This window comes from Streptomyces argenteolus (assembly GCF_042902585.1).
GTDB classification, from domain to species: domain Bacteria; phylum Actinomycetota; class Actinomycetes; order Streptomycetales; family Streptomycetaceae; genus Streptomyces; species Streptomyces argenteolus.
Map to the genome: position 1 here is coordinate 307,799 of NZ_JBIBEG010000003.1, position 14,992 is coordinate 322,790.

The 14,992-nt window shown below is 69.7% G+C and carries 13 protein-coding genes and 2 pseudogenes; 8 read left to right on the plus strand and 7 right to left on the minus strand.

The window, feature by feature from the left end:
• The first annotated feature begins 182 nt into the window (after positions 1-182).
• The 3 genes from ACFY8O_RS13930 to gndA all read left to right on the plus strand — a co-directional run bounded on the left by ACFY8O_RS13930 (position 183) and on the right by gndA (position 4,806).
• Positions 183-650 carry a DUF5709 domain-containing protein gene (locus tag ACFY8O_RS13930; RefSeq protein WP_145805346.1) on the plus strand — a complete coding sequence of 156 codons (468 nt, stop codon included), beginning with the start codon at positions 183-185 and terminating at the stop codon, positions 648-650.
• Positions 651-1,335: 685 nt separating this feature from the next.
• Complete coding sequence (locus tag ACFY8O_RS13935; RefSeq protein ID WP_387901678.1) at positions 1,336-3,168, plus strand: ABC transporter ATP-binding protein; 1,833 nt, start codon at positions 1,336-1,338, stop codon at positions 3,166-3,168.
• A gap of 198 nt (positions 3,169-3,366) precedes the next feature.
• Positions 3,367-4,806, plus strand: coding sequence for an NADP-dependent phosphogluconate dehydrogenase (gene gndA, locus ACFY8O_RS13940; RefSeq protein WP_387901680.1), 1,440 nt, complete (start codon positions 3,367-3,369; stop codon positions 4,804-4,806).
• A 357-nt stretch (positions 4,807-5,163) separates the two neighbouring features.
• On the opposite strand, the gene ACFY8O_RS13945 is transcribed toward gndA, so the two are convergent.
• The 3 genes and pseudogenes from ACFY8O_RS13945 to ACFY8O_RS13955 all read right to left on the minus strand — a co-directional run.
• Positions 5,164-5,574, minus strand: coding sequence for a restriction endonuclease (locus ACFY8O_RS13945; RefSeq protein ID WP_387901682.1), 411 nt, complete (start codon positions 5,572-5,574; stop codon positions 5,164-5,166).
• A complete protein-coding gene (locus ACFY8O_RS13950) occupies positions 5,571-5,759 on the minus strand; it encodes a hypothetical protein (protein ID WP_145805351.1) in 189 nt (62 codons plus the stop codon). The genes ACFY8O_RS13945 and ACFY8O_RS13950 overlap by 4 nt, the downstream gene beginning before the upstream one ends.
• A 97-nt stretch (positions 5,760-5,856) precedes the next feature.
• Positions 5,857-6,168 (minus strand): annotated as a pseudogene (locus ACFY8O_RS13955) (transcriptional regulator); the annotation flags it as partial.
• A gap of 310 nt (positions 6,169-6,478) precedes the next feature.
• On the opposite strand from ACFY8O_RS13955, the gene ACFY8O_RS13960 reads away from it, so the two are divergent.
• Complete coding sequence (locus tag ACFY8O_RS13960; RefSeq protein ID WP_387901685.1) at positions 6,479-7,627, plus strand: FUSC family protein; 1,149 nt, start codon at positions 6,479-6,481, stop codon at positions 7,625-7,627.
• Between the two features lie 96 nt (positions 7,628-7,723).
• On the opposite strand, the gene ACFY8O_RS13965 is transcribed toward ACFY8O_RS13960, so the two are convergent.
• Positions 7,724-8,740, minus strand: coding sequence for a YihY/virulence factor BrkB family protein (locus ACFY8O_RS13965; protein ID WP_387901688.1), 1,017 nt, complete (start codon positions 8,738-8,740; stop codon positions 7,724-7,726).
• A 135-nt stretch (positions 8,741-8,875) separates the two neighbouring features.
• Positions 8,876-9,607 carry a hypothetical protein gene (locus ACFY8O_RS13970; protein ID WP_387901690.1) on the minus strand — a complete coding sequence of 244 codons (732 nt, stop codon included), beginning with the start codon at positions 9,605-9,607 and terminating at the stop codon, positions 8,876-8,878.
• Between the two features lie 250 nt (positions 9,608-9,857).
• On the opposite strand from ACFY8O_RS13970, the gene ACFY8O_RS13975 reads away from it, so the two are divergent.
• Positions 9,858-10,421, plus strand: a complete 564-nt coding sequence (locus ACFY8O_RS13975; RefSeq protein ID WP_387901693.1) for a phosphatase PAP2 family protein — start codon at positions 9,858-9,860, stop codon at positions 10,419-10,421.
• Between the two features lie 307 nt (positions 10,422-10,728).
• Here ACFY8O_RS13975 and ACFY8O_RS13980 read toward each other — a convergent pair whose 3' ends face one another.
• Together ACFY8O_RS13980 and ACFY8O_RS13985 are read right to left on the minus strand one after the other, a co-directional pair.
• Positions 10,729-11,622 (minus strand): AAA family ATPase, encoded by an 894-nt coding sequence (locus ACFY8O_RS13980; protein WP_387901695.1) that lies wholly within the window; start codon positions 11,620-11,622, stop codon positions 10,729-10,731.
• A gap of 452 nt (positions 11,623-12,074) precedes the next feature.
• Positions 12,075-13,289 carry an amidohydrolase family protein gene (locus tag ACFY8O_RS13985; protein WP_387901698.1) on the minus strand — a complete coding sequence of 405 codons (1,215 nt, stop codon included), beginning with the start codon at positions 13,287-13,289 and terminating at the stop codon, positions 12,075-12,077.
• Between the two features lie 103 nt (positions 13,290-13,392).
• Between ACFY8O_RS13985 and ACFY8O_RS13990 the strand changes: the two genes are divergently transcribed.
• The 3 genes and pseudogenes from ACFY8O_RS13990 (at position 13,393) to ACFY8O_RS14000 (ending at position 14,987) form a co-directional block, all read left to right on the plus strand.
• Entirely contained in the window at positions 13,393-13,860 is a 468-nt protein-coding gene (locus ACFY8O_RS13990; protein ID WP_387901701.1) for a MarR family winged helix-turn-helix transcriptional regulator, read from the plus strand.
• Positions 13,861-13,906: 46 nt separating this feature from the next.
• Positions 13,907-14,077: pseudogene (locus ACFY8O_RS13995) on the plus strand (NADP-dependent phosphogluconate dehydrogenase); the annotation flags it as partial.
• A gap of 508 nt (positions 14,078-14,585) precedes the next feature.
• On the plus strand, positions 14,586-14,987 hold the full coding sequence (locus ACFY8O_RS14000) for an effector-associated constant component EACC1 (RefSeq protein WP_387901703.1): 402 nt from the start codon (positions 14,586-14,588) through the stop codon (positions 14,985-14,987).
• Positions 14,988-14,992: the final 5 nt, after the last annotated feature.

Below are 14,992 nucleotides of genomic sequence, written 5' to 3' on the forward strand. Positions count from 1 at the left end.
ACGCGGGCAGGCCAGAAGTCACGCGCTTCGAAGGTTCCGGACCGCCCGCACACACGCTAGCGATAATCGTTTTCATTGTCATCTGAATCAACGTCATACGCGCCTGGGGCTCCTTATCCGTTGCGCCCCTCGCCGGACCGGAGTGGAATGACGTAGAGGGGACCCGGAGGAAGGGACTCGCCATGACCGACAGGGAGAGCGACCGGGGGGACGACGTCTACCAGCCCCAGGAGCCGGAGGCCTCCGACCCCGCCGACCTGCTGGATGTGGAGGACACCCTGGACACGTCCGGGGTCACGGACGTCCTGGAGGAGGGGTACTCCCCGCCCGACCGCCCGTGGGCCGTCGACGACGAGGGGACCACCGCGTCGGAGCAGCACACGGGCGAATCCCTCGACAGCCGCCTGACCCGGGAAGTACCCGAGACACCGGGGGCAGCCGACGACTGGATCGGCGACCTCGCGGGTGGTGACGGGGAGCCCTACGACACGGAGGTGGGCACCGACCGCGCCGGTCGGCTCACTCAGGGCGGCGACGGCCACGTGCCCTCCACGCTCACCGCCCAGGACGTCGGCATCGACGGCGCGGCCGCCTCCGCGGAGGAGGCGGCGATGCATGTGATCCCCGAGGAGGAGGACCTGTTCGGGTAGCGGCCGGCGCGCCTGACCGCACGCCGGAGCGTGCGCTTCCGCGCCTCCCCCGGGCTGTCGCGGTGCGCTCTCCTGCGTCCGCCCTCCGGATCACCGCAGGCCCTCTCGCACCCGTCGCCGGGATACCACCGGCTCGCGCCGCACCCGGGGACGCCACAGCCCCGCCCCCGCACCCCTCCGCTGGTCACCGCAGGCCCACACCCGTGCCGGGACACCACCGGCTCGCGCCTGCACCCCGCGGCCCCCCGCACCCCTCCCGCCGGTCACCGCAGCCGCGCTTCCGCCCGCAGATCGCCACGTGGGCGCCCCCGCCGCAGCAAGGGCCCCGCACGGCGGGCTCCCGCTCTCGCAGCCGCGCGTCCCTCTCGGTCGTTCCGAAGGCGGTGCGTGCTCGCCCCCACGCGCCGCGCCGGCCTGGCGGACGTAGGCGCCCGTCCCGCGACGGCCGTACGCACGCACCCCGTGGTGCGAGGGCGCGTGGAGGGACCGGCCGAAACGCACCGGTGTGCTGCCCGTACCCGCGAAAACGCTTGGACTCCGCCTGCCCGGCCACGGAAGACTTCCCTCTCCCGGATCTCTTGCCGCGGACGCACGGTGAGCGCTCCGCCGGTACGGTGCTGCCCTCCCGCAGACCCCACCGCGGCGGAGTCCGGAGCAACTGCCCGCGCAACGACATGAGGTCGGCATGGGATCGCAGCAGTCTCACGGCACCGGAGCGGGCAACGGCCCGGTGCGGATCGCGCTTCGTCACTACCTCAGGGAGTTGTCCCGCTTACCCCGGCTTTCGGTTCCGGCGCTCATGCTCCCGGCCCTCGGCAACATCGGCATCACCTACCTCGCACCACTGGTCGTCGCCAAGCTCGTCGGAAGGATCGCGGACGGCGGCGGCATCGGCGTCCGGGAGGCGCTCCCCTACATCGCAGTCTTCGCCGGTGTCCTGCTTCTGGCGGAGGCGCTGTGGCGCATCGGCCTGCACTGCCTCAACCGCGTCGACGCGCTCGGCATCGAGCACCTCTACGTCACCGGTATGGACGCCCTGTTCGCCAAGGACGCGGCCTTCTTCCAGGACAACTTCGCCGGTTCGCTGACCAAGCGCGTGCTGAGTTTCGCCTCCCGATTCGAGGAGTTCGTCGACACGCTCACGTTCAACGTCGTGGGGAGCCTGGCCCCGCTGTTGTTCGGCACGGTGATCCTCTGGACCTACGACCCCTTGCTGGTGGCCGGTCTCCTCACCATGATCGCGCTGACCGCCGTGTGCGCCGCCCCTCTCATCCGCCGCCGTCAGCAGTTGGTCAACCGGCGCGAGGAGGCGATCGCCCGGGTCTCCGGCCATGTCTCCGACACACTGATGAACATGGACACCGTCCGCGCCTTCGCCGCGGAGGAACGCGAAGCCGCCGAGCACAGGGCCCGGGTCGCCGAGTCCCGGCGGCTGACCCTGCGCTCATGGGACTACGGCAACCTCCGCATCGACACCTTCGTGGCGCCGATGTCGGTGCTGACCAACGGCCTGGGCCTGCTCCTGGCCGTCGCGTTCGGCGCGGGAGGCGGCAGCGTGGAGGCGATCGTGGTGGCGTTCACCTACTACACCGGTTCGACCCGGATCATGTTCGAGTTCAACCAGATCTACCGCCGTCTCGAGAGCTCGATGACGGAGGCCGCGCAGTTCACCGAACTGCTCCTCGCGCCGCCCACCGTGGTCGACCCGCTGGTGCCGGAGCCCCTCCGCACGAAGACGGCGGATGTCCGCTTCGAGCGGGTGACCTTCGCGCACGACGGCGGCGAACCGATCTTCGACGGACTCGACCTGGAAGTCCCGAGCGGTTCGAGGATCGGTCTCGTCGGCCGCTCCGGCGGCGGCAAGACCACGCTGACCAGGCTGCTGTTGCGGATGGCCGACGTGCGGTCGGGCCGCATCCTGATCGGCGGGCAGGACATCAGCCGGCTGACCCAGTCCGACCTGCGGAGCCTCATCGCGTACGTCCCCCAGGAACCGGCCATGTTCCACCGCACCCTGCGGGAGAACATCCTCTTCGCCAGGCCGGACGCCACCGAGGCCGAGATCCGGGCTGCCGCCGACGCCGCCCACGTCACCGAGTTCGCCGACCAGCTCCCCGCCGGCTTCGGCACCATGGTCGGTGAGCGGGGCGTCAAGCTGTCGGGCGGTCAGCGCCAGCGCGTCGCCCTCGCCAGGGCCATCCTGCGCGACGCGCCGATCCTGCTGCTGGACGAGGCGACCAGCGCACTGGACTCGGAGAGCGAGACCCTCGTCCAGCAGGCACTGTGGCAGCTGATGGAGGGCAGGACGGCCCTGGTCGCCGCCCACCGACTGAGCACGGTGGCGGCCATGGACCGTCTCATCGTCCTCAACAAGGGCCGCATAGCCGAGCAGGGCACGCACCAGGAACTGCTGCTCACGGAGGGCGCGTACGCCAAGCTCTGGCACCACCAGTCCGGCGGTTTCCTGGTCGACACCGCGGCCGGACGGCCTGTCACCCCGGCGGAACAGCCGGGGTGACTCGCCCCTCCCTCTTCCCCTTCTGCCGGGCTCCCCTCAAGGCTTCGCCGAGAGCCGGATGGGGCACCCGGGAAAACTCCCCGACACCAAGGCGGCCTCAAAGGCCGCAATCGGCTGAGCGTCGTAGGGTCGACTCCCGTATCAGCATGCAGGTCCGCCCGATGCGCCGGACGCGACACAACAGAAGGCAGGGTCATCATGAGTAGCACAGCCCATATCGGTGTCACCGGACTCGCCGTCATGGGCCGCAACCTGGCCCGTAACTTCGCCCGCAACGGGTACACCGTGGCTCTCCACAACCGCACCACGGCGAAGACCCGCGCCCTCCTCGAGGAGTTCGGTGACGAGGGGGACTTCGTCGCCACCGAGTCCGCCGAGGACTTCGTCGCGGCACTGGAGCGCCCCCGGCGCCTCGTGGTCATGGTCAAGGCCGGCGATCCGACGGACGCGGTGATCGCGGAATTCGCCCCGCTCCTGGAGTCCGGCGACATGATCATCGACGGAGGCAACGCCCACTTCGCCGACACCCGCCGCCGCGAGAAGGAACTGCGCGAGCACGGCATCCACTTCGTCGGCACCGGCGTCTCCGGCGGCGAAGAGGGCGCTCTCAACGGGCCCAGCATCATGCCAGGGGGCAGCGAGGAGTCCTACGCCTCCCTGGGCCCGATGCTGGAGAAGATCTCCGCGAAGGCCAAGGACGGCGGCCCCTGCGTCACCCACATCGGCCCCGACGGGGCAGGCCACTTCGTAAAAATGGTACATAACGGTATCGAATATGCGGATATGCAGCTGATCGGCGAGGCGTACCAGCTGCTCCGCGAGGTGGCCGGATACACGCCCGCGCAGATCGCTGACATCTTCCGCACGTGGAACACCGGGCGTCTGGACTCCTACCTCATCGAGATCACCGCGGAGGTCCTCTCGCACGTCGACGCGGCGACCGGAAAGCCCTTCGTGGACGTGGTGCTCGACCAAGCGGAACAGAAGGGCACCGGCCGCTGGACCGTGCAGATCGCTCTCGACCTGGGCGTTCCCGTGTCCGGCATCGCCGAGGCCGTCTTCGCGCGCTCCGTCTCCGGCCACGCCGCGCTCCGTGACGCCTCGCGCCACCTCGCGGGACCCACCGCCCACAAGCTCGGCAAGGACGAGGCGGCGGCCTTCGCCGACCAGGTCGAGCAGGCGCTGTACGCCTCGAAGATCGTCGCCTACACCCAGGGCTTCCACGAGATTGCAGCCGGAAGCGAGGAGTACGACTGGAACATCGATCTCGGCAAGGTCGCCTCGATCTGGCGCGGCGGATGCATCATCCGGGCTGCGTTCCTCGACAGGATCACCAGCGCCTACGAGGCACAGCCCCAGCTGGCCAGCCTTCTCTCCGACAAGAGCTTCGCCGACGAGATCGCCGCCGCGCAGGACGACTGGCGCGCGGTGATCGCCACCGCCGTCACCCAGGGCGTCCCCACCCCGGCCTTCGCCGCGACCCTCGCCTACTACGACTCCCTGCGCGCCGAACGCCTCCCGGCCGCCCTCACCCAGGGCCAGCGCGACTACTTCGGAGCCCACACCTACCACCGCGTCGGCCGCGACGGCACCTTCCACACCCTCTGGGGCGGTGACAAGACCGAGGTCGAAGGCTGACCAGCACGCGCGGAAACCGAGGCCGGAGCGGATTGGCCCCAAGGACGCCCGATACATAAGCGATCGGAGAGGAAAGGCGGCCGCGCTCCCGGCCATCGCGCTGCGGCGCTCAGGGACGCAGGCAAAGGAGCGTCCTGGTCGAGCTCAGTAGCCCTCTCGGGGGCGCGAGGCTTCCCGGTCGACCCGGCGGGAGGTGCGGGCACCCAGCTCATGGCGCGCCGGAGCACTGCTCGGGCAGTCGGCTCCAGCGGGCGCCAGGGGCTCGACCCTGATCCGGTCCCCCCTCGCATCGCGCTCTGGTCGGACGGACGTGTCCGATCAACTCACCAGGTGAGCGGGCCGCCAGCGGCCCCGAGATCATGGGTCGGTCTTCCGGCCGCCCACGGGGGGCCGGGAGACGGATTCGGTGAGGCGATCCAGCCGGGTGTAGAGGGCCCGTACGAGGCGGGCGCGGTTCTGGGCGCAGCGGGCCGTCCCCTCCAGGGGGGTGGAGAGGTGGCCGTCGGCTTCACGGAGGACCACTTCGGCGAGGGCGCCGCGGCCGTCGCTCTTGGGCAGGGCGGCGGCGTGGTGTCGGACGTCGGCCGCCACGGCGCGGGCGTGCCCGGTGAGTTGGAGGGCGATCTGCTGGTAGTCGCTGGCGGCGAGGTCTGGGTCCTTCCACGCGAGGACGGCCGTCACGAGAGCTTCGTACGGCGCGCGGTCCGGGGGCAGGCCGGCCTCGATGAGCCCGTGGGGATCGTGGAGCACGATGGGGGTGTCGCTCATCGGGTGCCCGCCGTCTCGTCGGCTTCGCCGTGGTCGCCGGTGTGGACGTTCGAGCCCTGGACGGCGAGGAAGCGGGCGTAGCCGCGGTCGGCGCGTTCCAGCAGGGTCGGGGAAGGCCGCCCGAAGTCGGGCTGCTGCATGCCGCGGCCTTCCGGCTGGGGGCCGGCCGGGGTGGGTGCGCTCATGGGGCGCTGCCTCCGTTGTCGGGGGGTGTCGGTGTCATTCGACGCCGCGGAGGGAGCGGATTGGTCCTCGACATGATTGCCCTTGATTGCGCGAGATTCAGCCCGGAGTCTCGATCGCGGCAGGGATGAGGGCGGGCCGTGCGGCCGTAGGCGGCCATTCCCTCGATGCCGGCGAACGCCCTCCTGTGGTCGGCGAGTTCACCGGGCCGGGCCACCTTGATCTCAGCTGGCAGCGTCTCCACGACGGCCGTGGTGTCGTCATGACCGTAGAAGGCCCCCAGCGGCCAGACGGTGCGCTGCGCGGTGAACGGAATGCCTCTCAGGGAGCGAGGCGGGCAGCAGCACGGCCGGGAGGTGGTGCCGCCGGCCGCGCGTCGCGTCGGGGTCCGGCGGTCCGCACGGGCAGAACCGGCTTCGAGGCATACACAACCTTGTCGAACACGGTCGGCGTCGGCAGCGGGTCGCCGTACCGCCGTACACACCGGACGCCGAGATCGTGCCGCCCCTGCGCACCGCGTCGACCCGCCGCCCCGGACGCGGTCGGCCAGGTCGATCCCAGCTGTCCGCACGAGCCGCCCAACTCACCGGCCTGCGCCCTCGGTACGCACCCCACGCCACCAGCACGGTGCTGTCACCGCGGCACCGCAGACATGAAGATCATGTGCGGGGTAACGAGGTCGTATGGGGGCGAGGACACCGAGAATGTGGAGGAGCGCCGGATGCAAGCAACCAGGGCCGCCCGGCGGCAGTCGCGGTACGAATTCGCAGCCGTGGGAAGAAGTGCACGCCTGGCTCTGCGCTACTCCGGGCCGGAGCGTGCCACTGCGGTTCAGGCTTTGAAGGCGGCCGGTGCCGCCATGCTCGCCTGGGCGCTGGCAGCGTTCTGGATCGAGAGCCCCATGGCCCTGATGGCTCCCTGGACAGCGCTCGTTCTCGTGGATTCGACGGTCTACCGGTCGTTACGTGCTGGTGTACGGCAACTGGGCGTCATCTCGGTCGGCGCGATCTGGGCTTCGCTGGCCATGTACGTCACGAACGGGAGCACGCTGCCGGCTATGGCCATCTCGTTGCCTTGGCTCATGCTCATAGCGGGGTACCGAAGGCTTGGCGCGCACGGCATCTACGGGGCGACCACCGCCCTGTTCGTGATCGCCTACGGCGCCTACCAACCATGGCAGGTCGGTCATCGTCTGCTGGAGACGCTGATCGGCGCAGTGATCGGGCTGTCCGTCAACGCGTTCGTCCTCCCGCCTGTGCGCATCGACGGCGTACGCGCGAATCTTCATGCCCTGGCGGTTGAGTGCGGCAACCTTCTGCAAGCGATGGGCGACGGCCTCGAGCACTCGTGGGGGGCGGCCAGGGCGGAGGTGTGGGAGGACCAGGCTCGCAGACTTCACCGGGGCGTCCAGGCCGTTGCCCGGGCGCGCAACCGGGCCGCCGAGAGCTCGCGCCTCAACCCGGGCCGCCGCATGCGCCGCGGTGACCGCACTGCCCGTATTCCGCCGCAGACGGACCGAAAGTGGGAGGCCGTCGTGCACCACATAACCGCCTTGTCCCACACCCTGGCCGACGTCGCCGCCCGGTCGCACGCTCTCTCCTCACCGACCGACACGTTCAGGTGCGACTACGCGGCCCTGACCCGCGCCGTTGCGCGCCTCTGCGCAGAACAGGCCGAGATGCTGGCGCAGCATCACACGGACGGCGCAGCCCGGCAGGAGCAGGTGGGCGCGGTCTGGAGGCGCTACGAGCAGGTGCTGGGCGAGGTTCCCAACCAGAAGGAGGTTTCGGCAACCGCCGTCAGCGGTGGCCTGCTCATCCAGATTCGCCAACTGCTCCGCACGCTGACGCCGGGGCCGGAGGCGGCCTGAAGGCCCGGGCCGCTCACGGCACACACCTCGGTGAGAGCCGGCCTGGCAGGATGGGCGTCCTTGCCTGCGGAGCACACCGCTCTCGGGGTGCCCCCTTCAGTCGTCGTGCGGTCGTTCTCCCCGTGTGTCAGGTTCTGCGTCGCGGTCGGTGGGCCTTGCGGAGCGGCGGTCTTCATCGGTCCATGTGTGGGTGTCGCGTGGCTCCACGTAGGGCTCCTTGTCGCTCGGGTGACCGCTGATGATGGCTCGTTCGCGTGCCATCTCCGCGTCGAACTCAAGGCCCAGAAGAGCCGCCAGGTTCGTGATCCACAACCAGACGAGGAAGATGATGATCCCGGCCAGGGCTCCGTATGTCTTGTTGTAGGAGCCGAAGTTCGCCACGTAGATCGCGAAGCCGGCCGAGGCGATCATCCAGATCAGCAAGGCCAGCAGACTGCCGAGTGAGATGAACTTGAACCTGCGGCCTTTCGCGTTCGGTGCGGCCCAGTAGAGGAGGGCCAGCATGATGGCCACGAGCACCACGAGTACGGGCCATTTGGCGATGGACCAGACAGTCATGGCGGTGTCCCCCACGCCCAGCGCCGTGCCGATCTGACGTGCCAGGCCTCCTGAGAGCACGACGATCAGCGCGCTGACGCAGGCCAGGACCATCAGGAGGAGCGTGAGCCCGACGCGGACGGGGAGGATCTTCCAGACGGGACGCCCCTCCGGTACGTCGTAGACGACGTTGGACGCACGGATGAACGCGGCGATGTATCCCGAGGCCGACCACAGGGCGCCGAGCAGGCCGACGATGGCCAGCACCGTGCTGGTCCCCCCGCTGGCCTGCAACTGCGTGACCGCGTTGGTGATCACGTCGCGTGCCGAGCCCGGCGCCAGTTTCTGGATGTTCTCCAGCACTGTTCTGGTGGCGGAGTCGCCGGCGATACCGAGCAGGGCGACCAGCACCAGCAGGGCGGGGAACAGAGCCAGGATGCCGTAATACGTCAGACCCGCCGCCCGGTCAGCGAGCTCGTCCTGCTTGAACTCCTTGAGCGTACGTTTCAGCACGTTCGCCCACGACGTCTTGCTGACCTGCGTCGGCGAGTCGGGAGGCTTACCGGACTGATGCATGACTGTGTACCTCTACCTGTCCGAGGAAGTACTGCCGGGGCCCGCCGCACCCGAATCTCCGCCCTGGAGCGAGGGTGCCGGCCCCACCTGGTTGACCAGGGTCAACCCTGTCCCTGTTCTGCCTGGTCGCGGGCCTCATGGGCGGCGTCCCTGCCCACATCGCGTAGTCCCGTCGCCGCCTCGGATGCCGAAGCCCGAGCCTGCCCTTTGGCAGCTTCGGTGGCGTCCTGCGCCGTGCTCTTGACGGATTCCACGGCGTCCGTAGAGGGCTGGCGTATCCCTTGTTTTGAGGTCCTGTGCGACCTCCTGCGCTGTCTCCTTGACGGGCTGGAGCAGTTCGCCGGAATGCTCACGGAGCTGGGACCCGATCCGTTCCTCGGCCTCCGTAGCCGGGAGCAGAGCTGCGGCGAGCATGCCGGCGCCGAACGCGATGACCCCGGCAGCAGGAGGGCTCGCCTGGGTCTGCTTGGTCATCCGGTCCGGAGCTTCCTTCACCGACCGGCCGACCTGATCCGCCGTGTTCCGCACGGCGTCCTGGGCCTGACCAGCGAGATCACCGGTGCTATGGGCCACGTCCTGCGCCTTCGACATGGGTGCGCCCTGAGGGTCGTCCGCAGAGCCCATCACACGCTCCTTCCAATTGTTCAGCCGGCGCTGCGCGGCGCCCGCCTTGCGTCGAGCCACCTTTTTCGGTGCCACCCGGTCCGCGAGGCGGTCCACGTCGTGTGCCTGCACCACCGCAGTCGTGTCACCAGCCGCACCGTTGACCTCACTCGACGCTTCTCCGCGAATTACATGCACCTGACATGTGCATCGGCGGTTTCGATCACCACTTCCCATCATGACGAGCGATTCGGAATGCGCCACCGGCCGGGCGTCCTGACGGCACGCCCTCAGTACCGGTCGCGCACTGAACTGGACCGGTTGACCGCCCAGGAACTCTCCCCTCGGCTGTCCCCGCCCACCCCTGCGGCAGCGCCGGGATCACCGCAACGGGAGGTGGCACCACGTCCTGCCGCACGCAGCACGCAGAGGTACAGGTAGGTGAGGGGAGCGAAGCTGCCATCAAAAGAAGTGATCACCGCCTGAACCGGTGCTGAGAGGGAAGCTGGCCAGCATGGACATTCTGACTTCCCTGCGTGCGGGCGAGAATCGGCTGACCCAGCGCGTGGCCACCTGGGATTCGGTGTGGGCGCGCAGTGTGCTGCCGTCGGTGGAGGACGCTGCCGAGCACACGAAGCTGTGGTGGGCGGCCGCAGTCCTGATGGCGTCGCAGGGTGGAGGGCGGGGCCGCCGGGCCGCGGCAGCGGGTATCGCCGGCATGGTAGTGGGGCAAGCGCTTGCCAACGGGGTCGCCAAGCGGCTCGTCGAGCGCCGCCGGCCCCCGAAAGAATGGTTTCCTCACGATGAGGTGGAGGAGCGGCCTGAAAGCTCCTCCTTCCCCTCCGGGCACACTGCTGCGGCCGTCGCGTTCACCGGGGCCGTGACCCCGATCTGGCCGTGGGCGGGCGCCGCCTGCGCCGTGCCGACGCTCTTGGTGGCGGTTGAGCGTGTCCACGACGGCGCTCACTATCCCTCCGATGTCATCGCGGGCGCCTCTGTGGGGCTGGCCGCGGCCGCACTGGTACGGGCACTGCCCCACGTGATTGCGAAGCGTGCAGCAGGATTCCGTAGGCCGTGAGCGATCCGACGCCCAGGCCGGTCGTGCGGCCGGTCGCCGAACCGGCGCTCACCGGTGGACGAGGGCATGAGGTGGGGGTGGATCACGGCGACAAGTAGCCCGGTCACTCACCGCCGGAGACGGAGAAGCTCACGTACCTGGCCCTATGCGGAATGGACAGCCAGATGCCCGGGCCGGTACCGGACAGCGGTCGTCGGGGAGCGAGCAGCCGGCGAAGTCCTCCACCAGGGCGGAGAGGGACATCGTCACCCCGCCCTCCGCAGAGATTCGAGGGCCCGCGAGTGGGCAAGTCCGGATACGTCGGGTGTCAGATGAACGAGAAGTGGGCTGCCGCCTCGGCGGGCGTGGCCCCTTGGGGGCGTCCGGGGACGTCGTGGACGGCGTCCGCGCCCTCGGCGCGCAGTTGGTCGGCCCCTGCGTGGCGGGCCATGAGCGCGGCGTAGGCGCGGACGTCTGCTGCGGTGATGTCAGCGCGGCCTCGGGCTGCTTGCTGGTGGAGGAGAACGCCGAGGTCCGGCGTGAATCGCAGCATGGTCACCGGGGCGTTGAAGCGCCGGGCGAGGGCGATGAGCCGGGCACGCGCCTGGGGGGTGACGTTCGTGGACTCGGCGACCGTTGTGTGTCCGGCGGCGAGCCGGGCGACGATCCTGCGGTCGCGTTCCTCGAAGATTCGACCGTCCGCCGCGTCGGGGTCCGCGTCGGTGGTGGGTGAGGTGCCGAAGAGTTCCGCGCGGATCTCGTCGCTGGAGACCACGGCGTCCTCGTCGATCTGGCCGTGCGCGATCAGCGCACGCACGAAGCTGGTCTTTCCGGAAGCCGGTGGGCCGACGAGGAGCACGAGCCCCGCGGGCACGGGGGTCGGCCCGGAGCCGCTCGGCGGGTGCGGATTGAGGTAGCGGTCGACCGCGCAGTCCAGTGCCTCTTCCGCCGAGCCTGCGGGCAGGCCGCTGGGGAGGATGTTCTCCCGGTAGCTGCCGCTGCTGCCCTCGTAGAGGGCGAAGCCCCAGGTGTGCGGGTCGCCGGTGAAGTGCAGGCGGCACAGCGGCAGCCGCTCGCCGTCCTTCAACTCACCTTCTACGTAGGCGAATCCAGCTCGGAATCGTACGTGGACCCGGATGAGTTGCGGCCAGTGCTCGGCAGTGTGGGCGTCGAGCCGCCGACGCAGATGGTGCTGCATCGACTCGGGCGGGTTCTTCGGCACGGCCCCATCCTGCCGCTCCGACCGGCCCTCGTCCATGATCATTGCTCATGGACGAGGGCCCTGGGCGATGGCCAGCAGTGCCGGTGGTGCTGGACGCAGAGGCGCGCGGTCCACCGCGGTGGATCGCCTCATCGGCGGAGGCACAGGTGAGGCAGGTCCTGCGGCCGGATCGTGGCCGGAACGCGTCCCGTCACTCGTCGGCCTGCTCGCCGACGTCCGCCGGGAAACCCCTGCCCGACGCCGCGCCCAGCTCTGCTCGTCGGCATCATGACCAAGGACGCGCTGCGGGGCGGCGTCGAGACCGGGGGGGGGGTGAGTCGGCGGACTCGTGTGGAGCGGCAGACCGCTCCCACCCGGACCTCCACCGACTCTTTGACCAGGCACCTCTCGAGTTCGTCCGGTTCTGCGCGCTGCGCCCTGATCCGTTCCGATGGCTCGGGCACGTGCTGCGGTCATGCCGCCAGGCGGGTGCCGCGTCGCCAGACGGCGCGGGTGTTGAGGGTGTCGCTGACGTTGCGGGTGGGGTCTCCGTCGACCAGCAGGAGGTCGGCGCGCAGCCCCTCGGCGATGCGGCCCCGGTCGCTGAGACGGAAACGGCGGGCTGTGGTGGCGGTGGCTGCACGCAGGGCCCGTTCGGGAGTGAGGCCGGCGGCGACCAGGTATTGCAGTTCGTGGTGCAGGCTCGCTCCGTGTGCCAGGCCCCCGAAGAACGTCTCGGCCATGGAGGCGTCGGTACCCGCCAGCACGTCGACGCCGGCAGCGTCCAGGGCGTGCACGGTGGCGTACACCTCGTCGAGCTTGCCCTGCGGGTAGCGGTTGTAGCTGGAGCGCAGGGTCCTGTCCCACTCGCTGTCCAGGCGTGCGGCGACACGGGGGTCGTCGGCGAGCTCGCTGCCGGTGATCCCCATCATCGACGCATTGAGGGTGATGCAGGGAATGACGAACATGCCTGCGTCCTTGACGATGCCGATGATCTCGGCGGTGTGCGGCTGGTCCATGAACACGTGGGTGACGCCGTCGATGCCGGCTTCGGCGGCCATCCTGGTGGCCTCCGCGGTCAGCGCGTGGGCCACGGTGAGGGCGCCGTACTTCTTGGCTTCGGCGACGCCGGCGTTCACGGTGGCCTGGTCGAGCGAGGGCAGCCCGGGATGCCCCTCCACGCTGCCGTCGTCGATCATGAACTTGATGAAGTCCGAGCCGCGGGCAAGGAGCTGGGGTACGAATGCGGCCGCTTCCGCGGGGGTGCTGGAGAACGGCATCAGGGGCATCACCGGGGGGAGATCCCACTTCGGCCGGAAGCCTTCCGGCATCAGCTCACTCGGGTGGCCACCGGGCGGCGTGATGGCGAATCCCGAGGAGCGCACGTCAGCCAGGGAGTCGTCGCCCGCGATGGCTCCCCGGTTCTCCCGGGTGTTCATCCCCTGCATCTCCAGTTCGGTGGTCACGCCGAACCTCAGGGCGAGCGCGAGGGAGCCCGGGGCGGAGTGAACATGGGCGTCGATGAGCCCCGGCAGCAGCGTGGCGCCGCTGCCGTCGACGATCTCGCTGTCCTGAGGAGCGTCGCCACCGACACGGGCGATCCGCCCGCCGTCGATGACCACGGTGTGCACGCCTGTGATCTTCTCCCCGTCGAAGATCTGCGCGCCTGTGATCGCGGTGAGCGCCATAGCGGTCGGCCTCGTTTCCTCGCTCGTCCATGATTTACATACCTAACGCTATGCAATTACCTAGCGGTATGCAAATGTGCGGACCGGGCCTAGACTCGGTCACATGAGTAGCGCGTCCTTCTCCGAACAGCGTTCCGACGACCTGGCGCTGGACCAGATCGGCCCGGCGCTGTCGCGGTTGCGCCGCCGCGCACCGGCCTCGAGCAAGGACCTGTCCCGCAACCTCGTACTCAATGTGATCGCCGATGCGCCCGGCGAGACGACCGTCGGGGGCCTTGCTGCCGAGATGGGTGTCGCCCAGCCCGTGGCAAGCCGGACCGTGGCCGCCTGCATCGCGGACGGTCTGCTACGCCGGGCGGCGTCCCAGTCCGACGGACGCCGCACCGTGCTCGAACTCACCGAACACGGCGAGGCCGAACGCAACCGCTTCGCCGCCGAACAGCGCAAAGCGTTCGAGGAGATCACCGCCACCTGGTCACCTGAAGAGCGGATCCAGTTCGCACACCTCTTGGCTCGGTACGGAGCGGACGCCACTGCGTGGTCCAAGAAACAGGTGGCCGACCGCGACTGAAGGAGCGGGGCCGTCCCGACCTGCCGAGTCCGCTCTGCGACACGGAGAGATCGGTGCGGCTCAGGACGACTGGCGCGCGGTAATTGCCGAGGGCGTGCCGACTCAGGGGTTCGCCGCCGCGCTCTCGCACTACGCCGGGCTGCGGGCCGAGCGGCTGCCCGCGACACTCCCCGGGGGCGGAGCGCGGCTGCCCCCGGCGAACACGGCGCAGCCGACCACCCCCCTTGCCGGTCCACGCCGAACGAACTGCCCACGACGTCCGAAGGTCACCCCGCCAGCCGCAACACCGCCGCCCCGGAGACGCTCGCGGGCTCCCCATCCGCCTCGCCCCGGCCCGGCCCCCCGCACGAGGCAGCGGCATCACGATCGACGCCCACACCGCCCGCGCCTTCACCGATGCCACCGAGGGCCGCAATCGAGGCGACTCCTCTCCTGGACGCCAGGACATAGGGCGGCATCCACTTGCCCCCTCGGCCCCGTATCACCGAACCTCCCTCAGGGGGAGTAAACGGGTCATCATCGGATGATCTTCCCGGCCTGCCTATATATCCTCCGAAAGGCAGACAGCGCGGGAACGGACGAGTACCGTATGGCACGCCTTCTGCTGTGCGTTCCTGCATCGTCCACTTGTCGGCGCCATACTCCTGCGGCTCGGAGAAGAACGCGGGACCGAGGCATGCTATGTGTGCAGCTGCCCTCACCGGCAGACCTGCGGGGGAGCTTTCATGACCACATTCACCATCACTGTCGATGGCAGTGACGACGACAACCGCTCCCTGTGGGACTGGCTCAGACAGGAACCGGGCCTCCGGGGCCGGGTGCGTCGCCACACCACGCCCCCGGCTCCAGGCTCGATGGGTTCCATGGTGGAGCTGGTGATCGAGGCTGTGGTCGGTGGCACCGTCGGTACGATCGCCGGCCAGTTGGGGCCGGCCCTGTCGTCCTGGCTGGCGCGCTCGCGCGCCGGGGGGCCCAGGGACACGACACTCACCATCACCCTCCCGGAGGGTGGAACCGTCGTCCTCACCGCGGACAACGCCGCGCTCGCCGTACGCTTGCTGCAGAGCACTCCGGCCGTACCGTTGCCCGGCGAGACAGGCACCGCCGACAGCGCTCCCCGTAGTTAGCGGCC

Bases quoted from the DNA above. Each gene is read 5' to 3' on its own strand.
- ACFY8O_RS13930 (WP_145805346.1), top strand. From the start codon at position 183: ATGACCGACAGGGAGAGCGACCGGGGGGACGACGTCTACCAGCCCCAG.
- ACFY8O_RS13935 (WP_387901678.1), top strand. From the start codon at position 1,336: ATGGGATCGCAGCAGTCTCACGGCACCGGAGCGGGCAACGGCCCGGTG.
- gndA (WP_387901680.1), top strand. From the start codon at position 3,367: ATGAGTAGCACAGCCCATATCGGTGTCACCGGACTCGCCGTCATGGGC.
- ACFY8O_RS13945 (WP_387901682.1), bottom strand. From the start codon at position 5,574: ATGAGCGACACCCCCATCGTGCTCCACGATCCCCACGGGCTCATCGAG.
- ACFY8O_RS13950 (WP_145805351.1), bottom strand. From the start codon at position 5,759: ATGAGCGCACCCACCCCGGCCGGCCCCCAGCCGGAAGGCCGCGGCATG.
- ACFY8O_RS13960 (WP_387901685.1), top strand. From the start codon at position 6,479: ATGCAAGCAACCAGGGCCGCCCGGCGGCAGTCGCGGTACGAATTCGCA.
- ACFY8O_RS13965 (WP_387901688.1), bottom strand. From the start codon at position 8,740: ATGCATCAGTCCGGTAAGCCTCCCGACTCGCCGACGCAGGTCAGCAAG.
- ACFY8O_RS13975 (WP_387901693.1), top strand. From the start codon at position 9,858: ATGGACATTCTGACTTCCCTGCGTGCGGGCGAGAATCGGCTGACCCAG.
- ACFY8O_RS13985 (WP_387901698.1), bottom strand. From the start codon at position 13,289: ATGGCGCTCACCGCGATCACAGGCGCGCAGATCTTCGACGGGGAGAAG.
- ACFY8O_RS13990 (WP_387901701.1), top strand. From the start codon at position 13,393: ATGAGTAGCGCGTCCTTCTCCGAACAGCGTTCCGACGACCTGGCGCTG.
- ACFY8O_RS14000 (WP_387901703.1), top strand. From the start codon at position 14,586: ATGACCACATTCACCATCACTGTCGATGGCAGTGACGACGACAACCGC.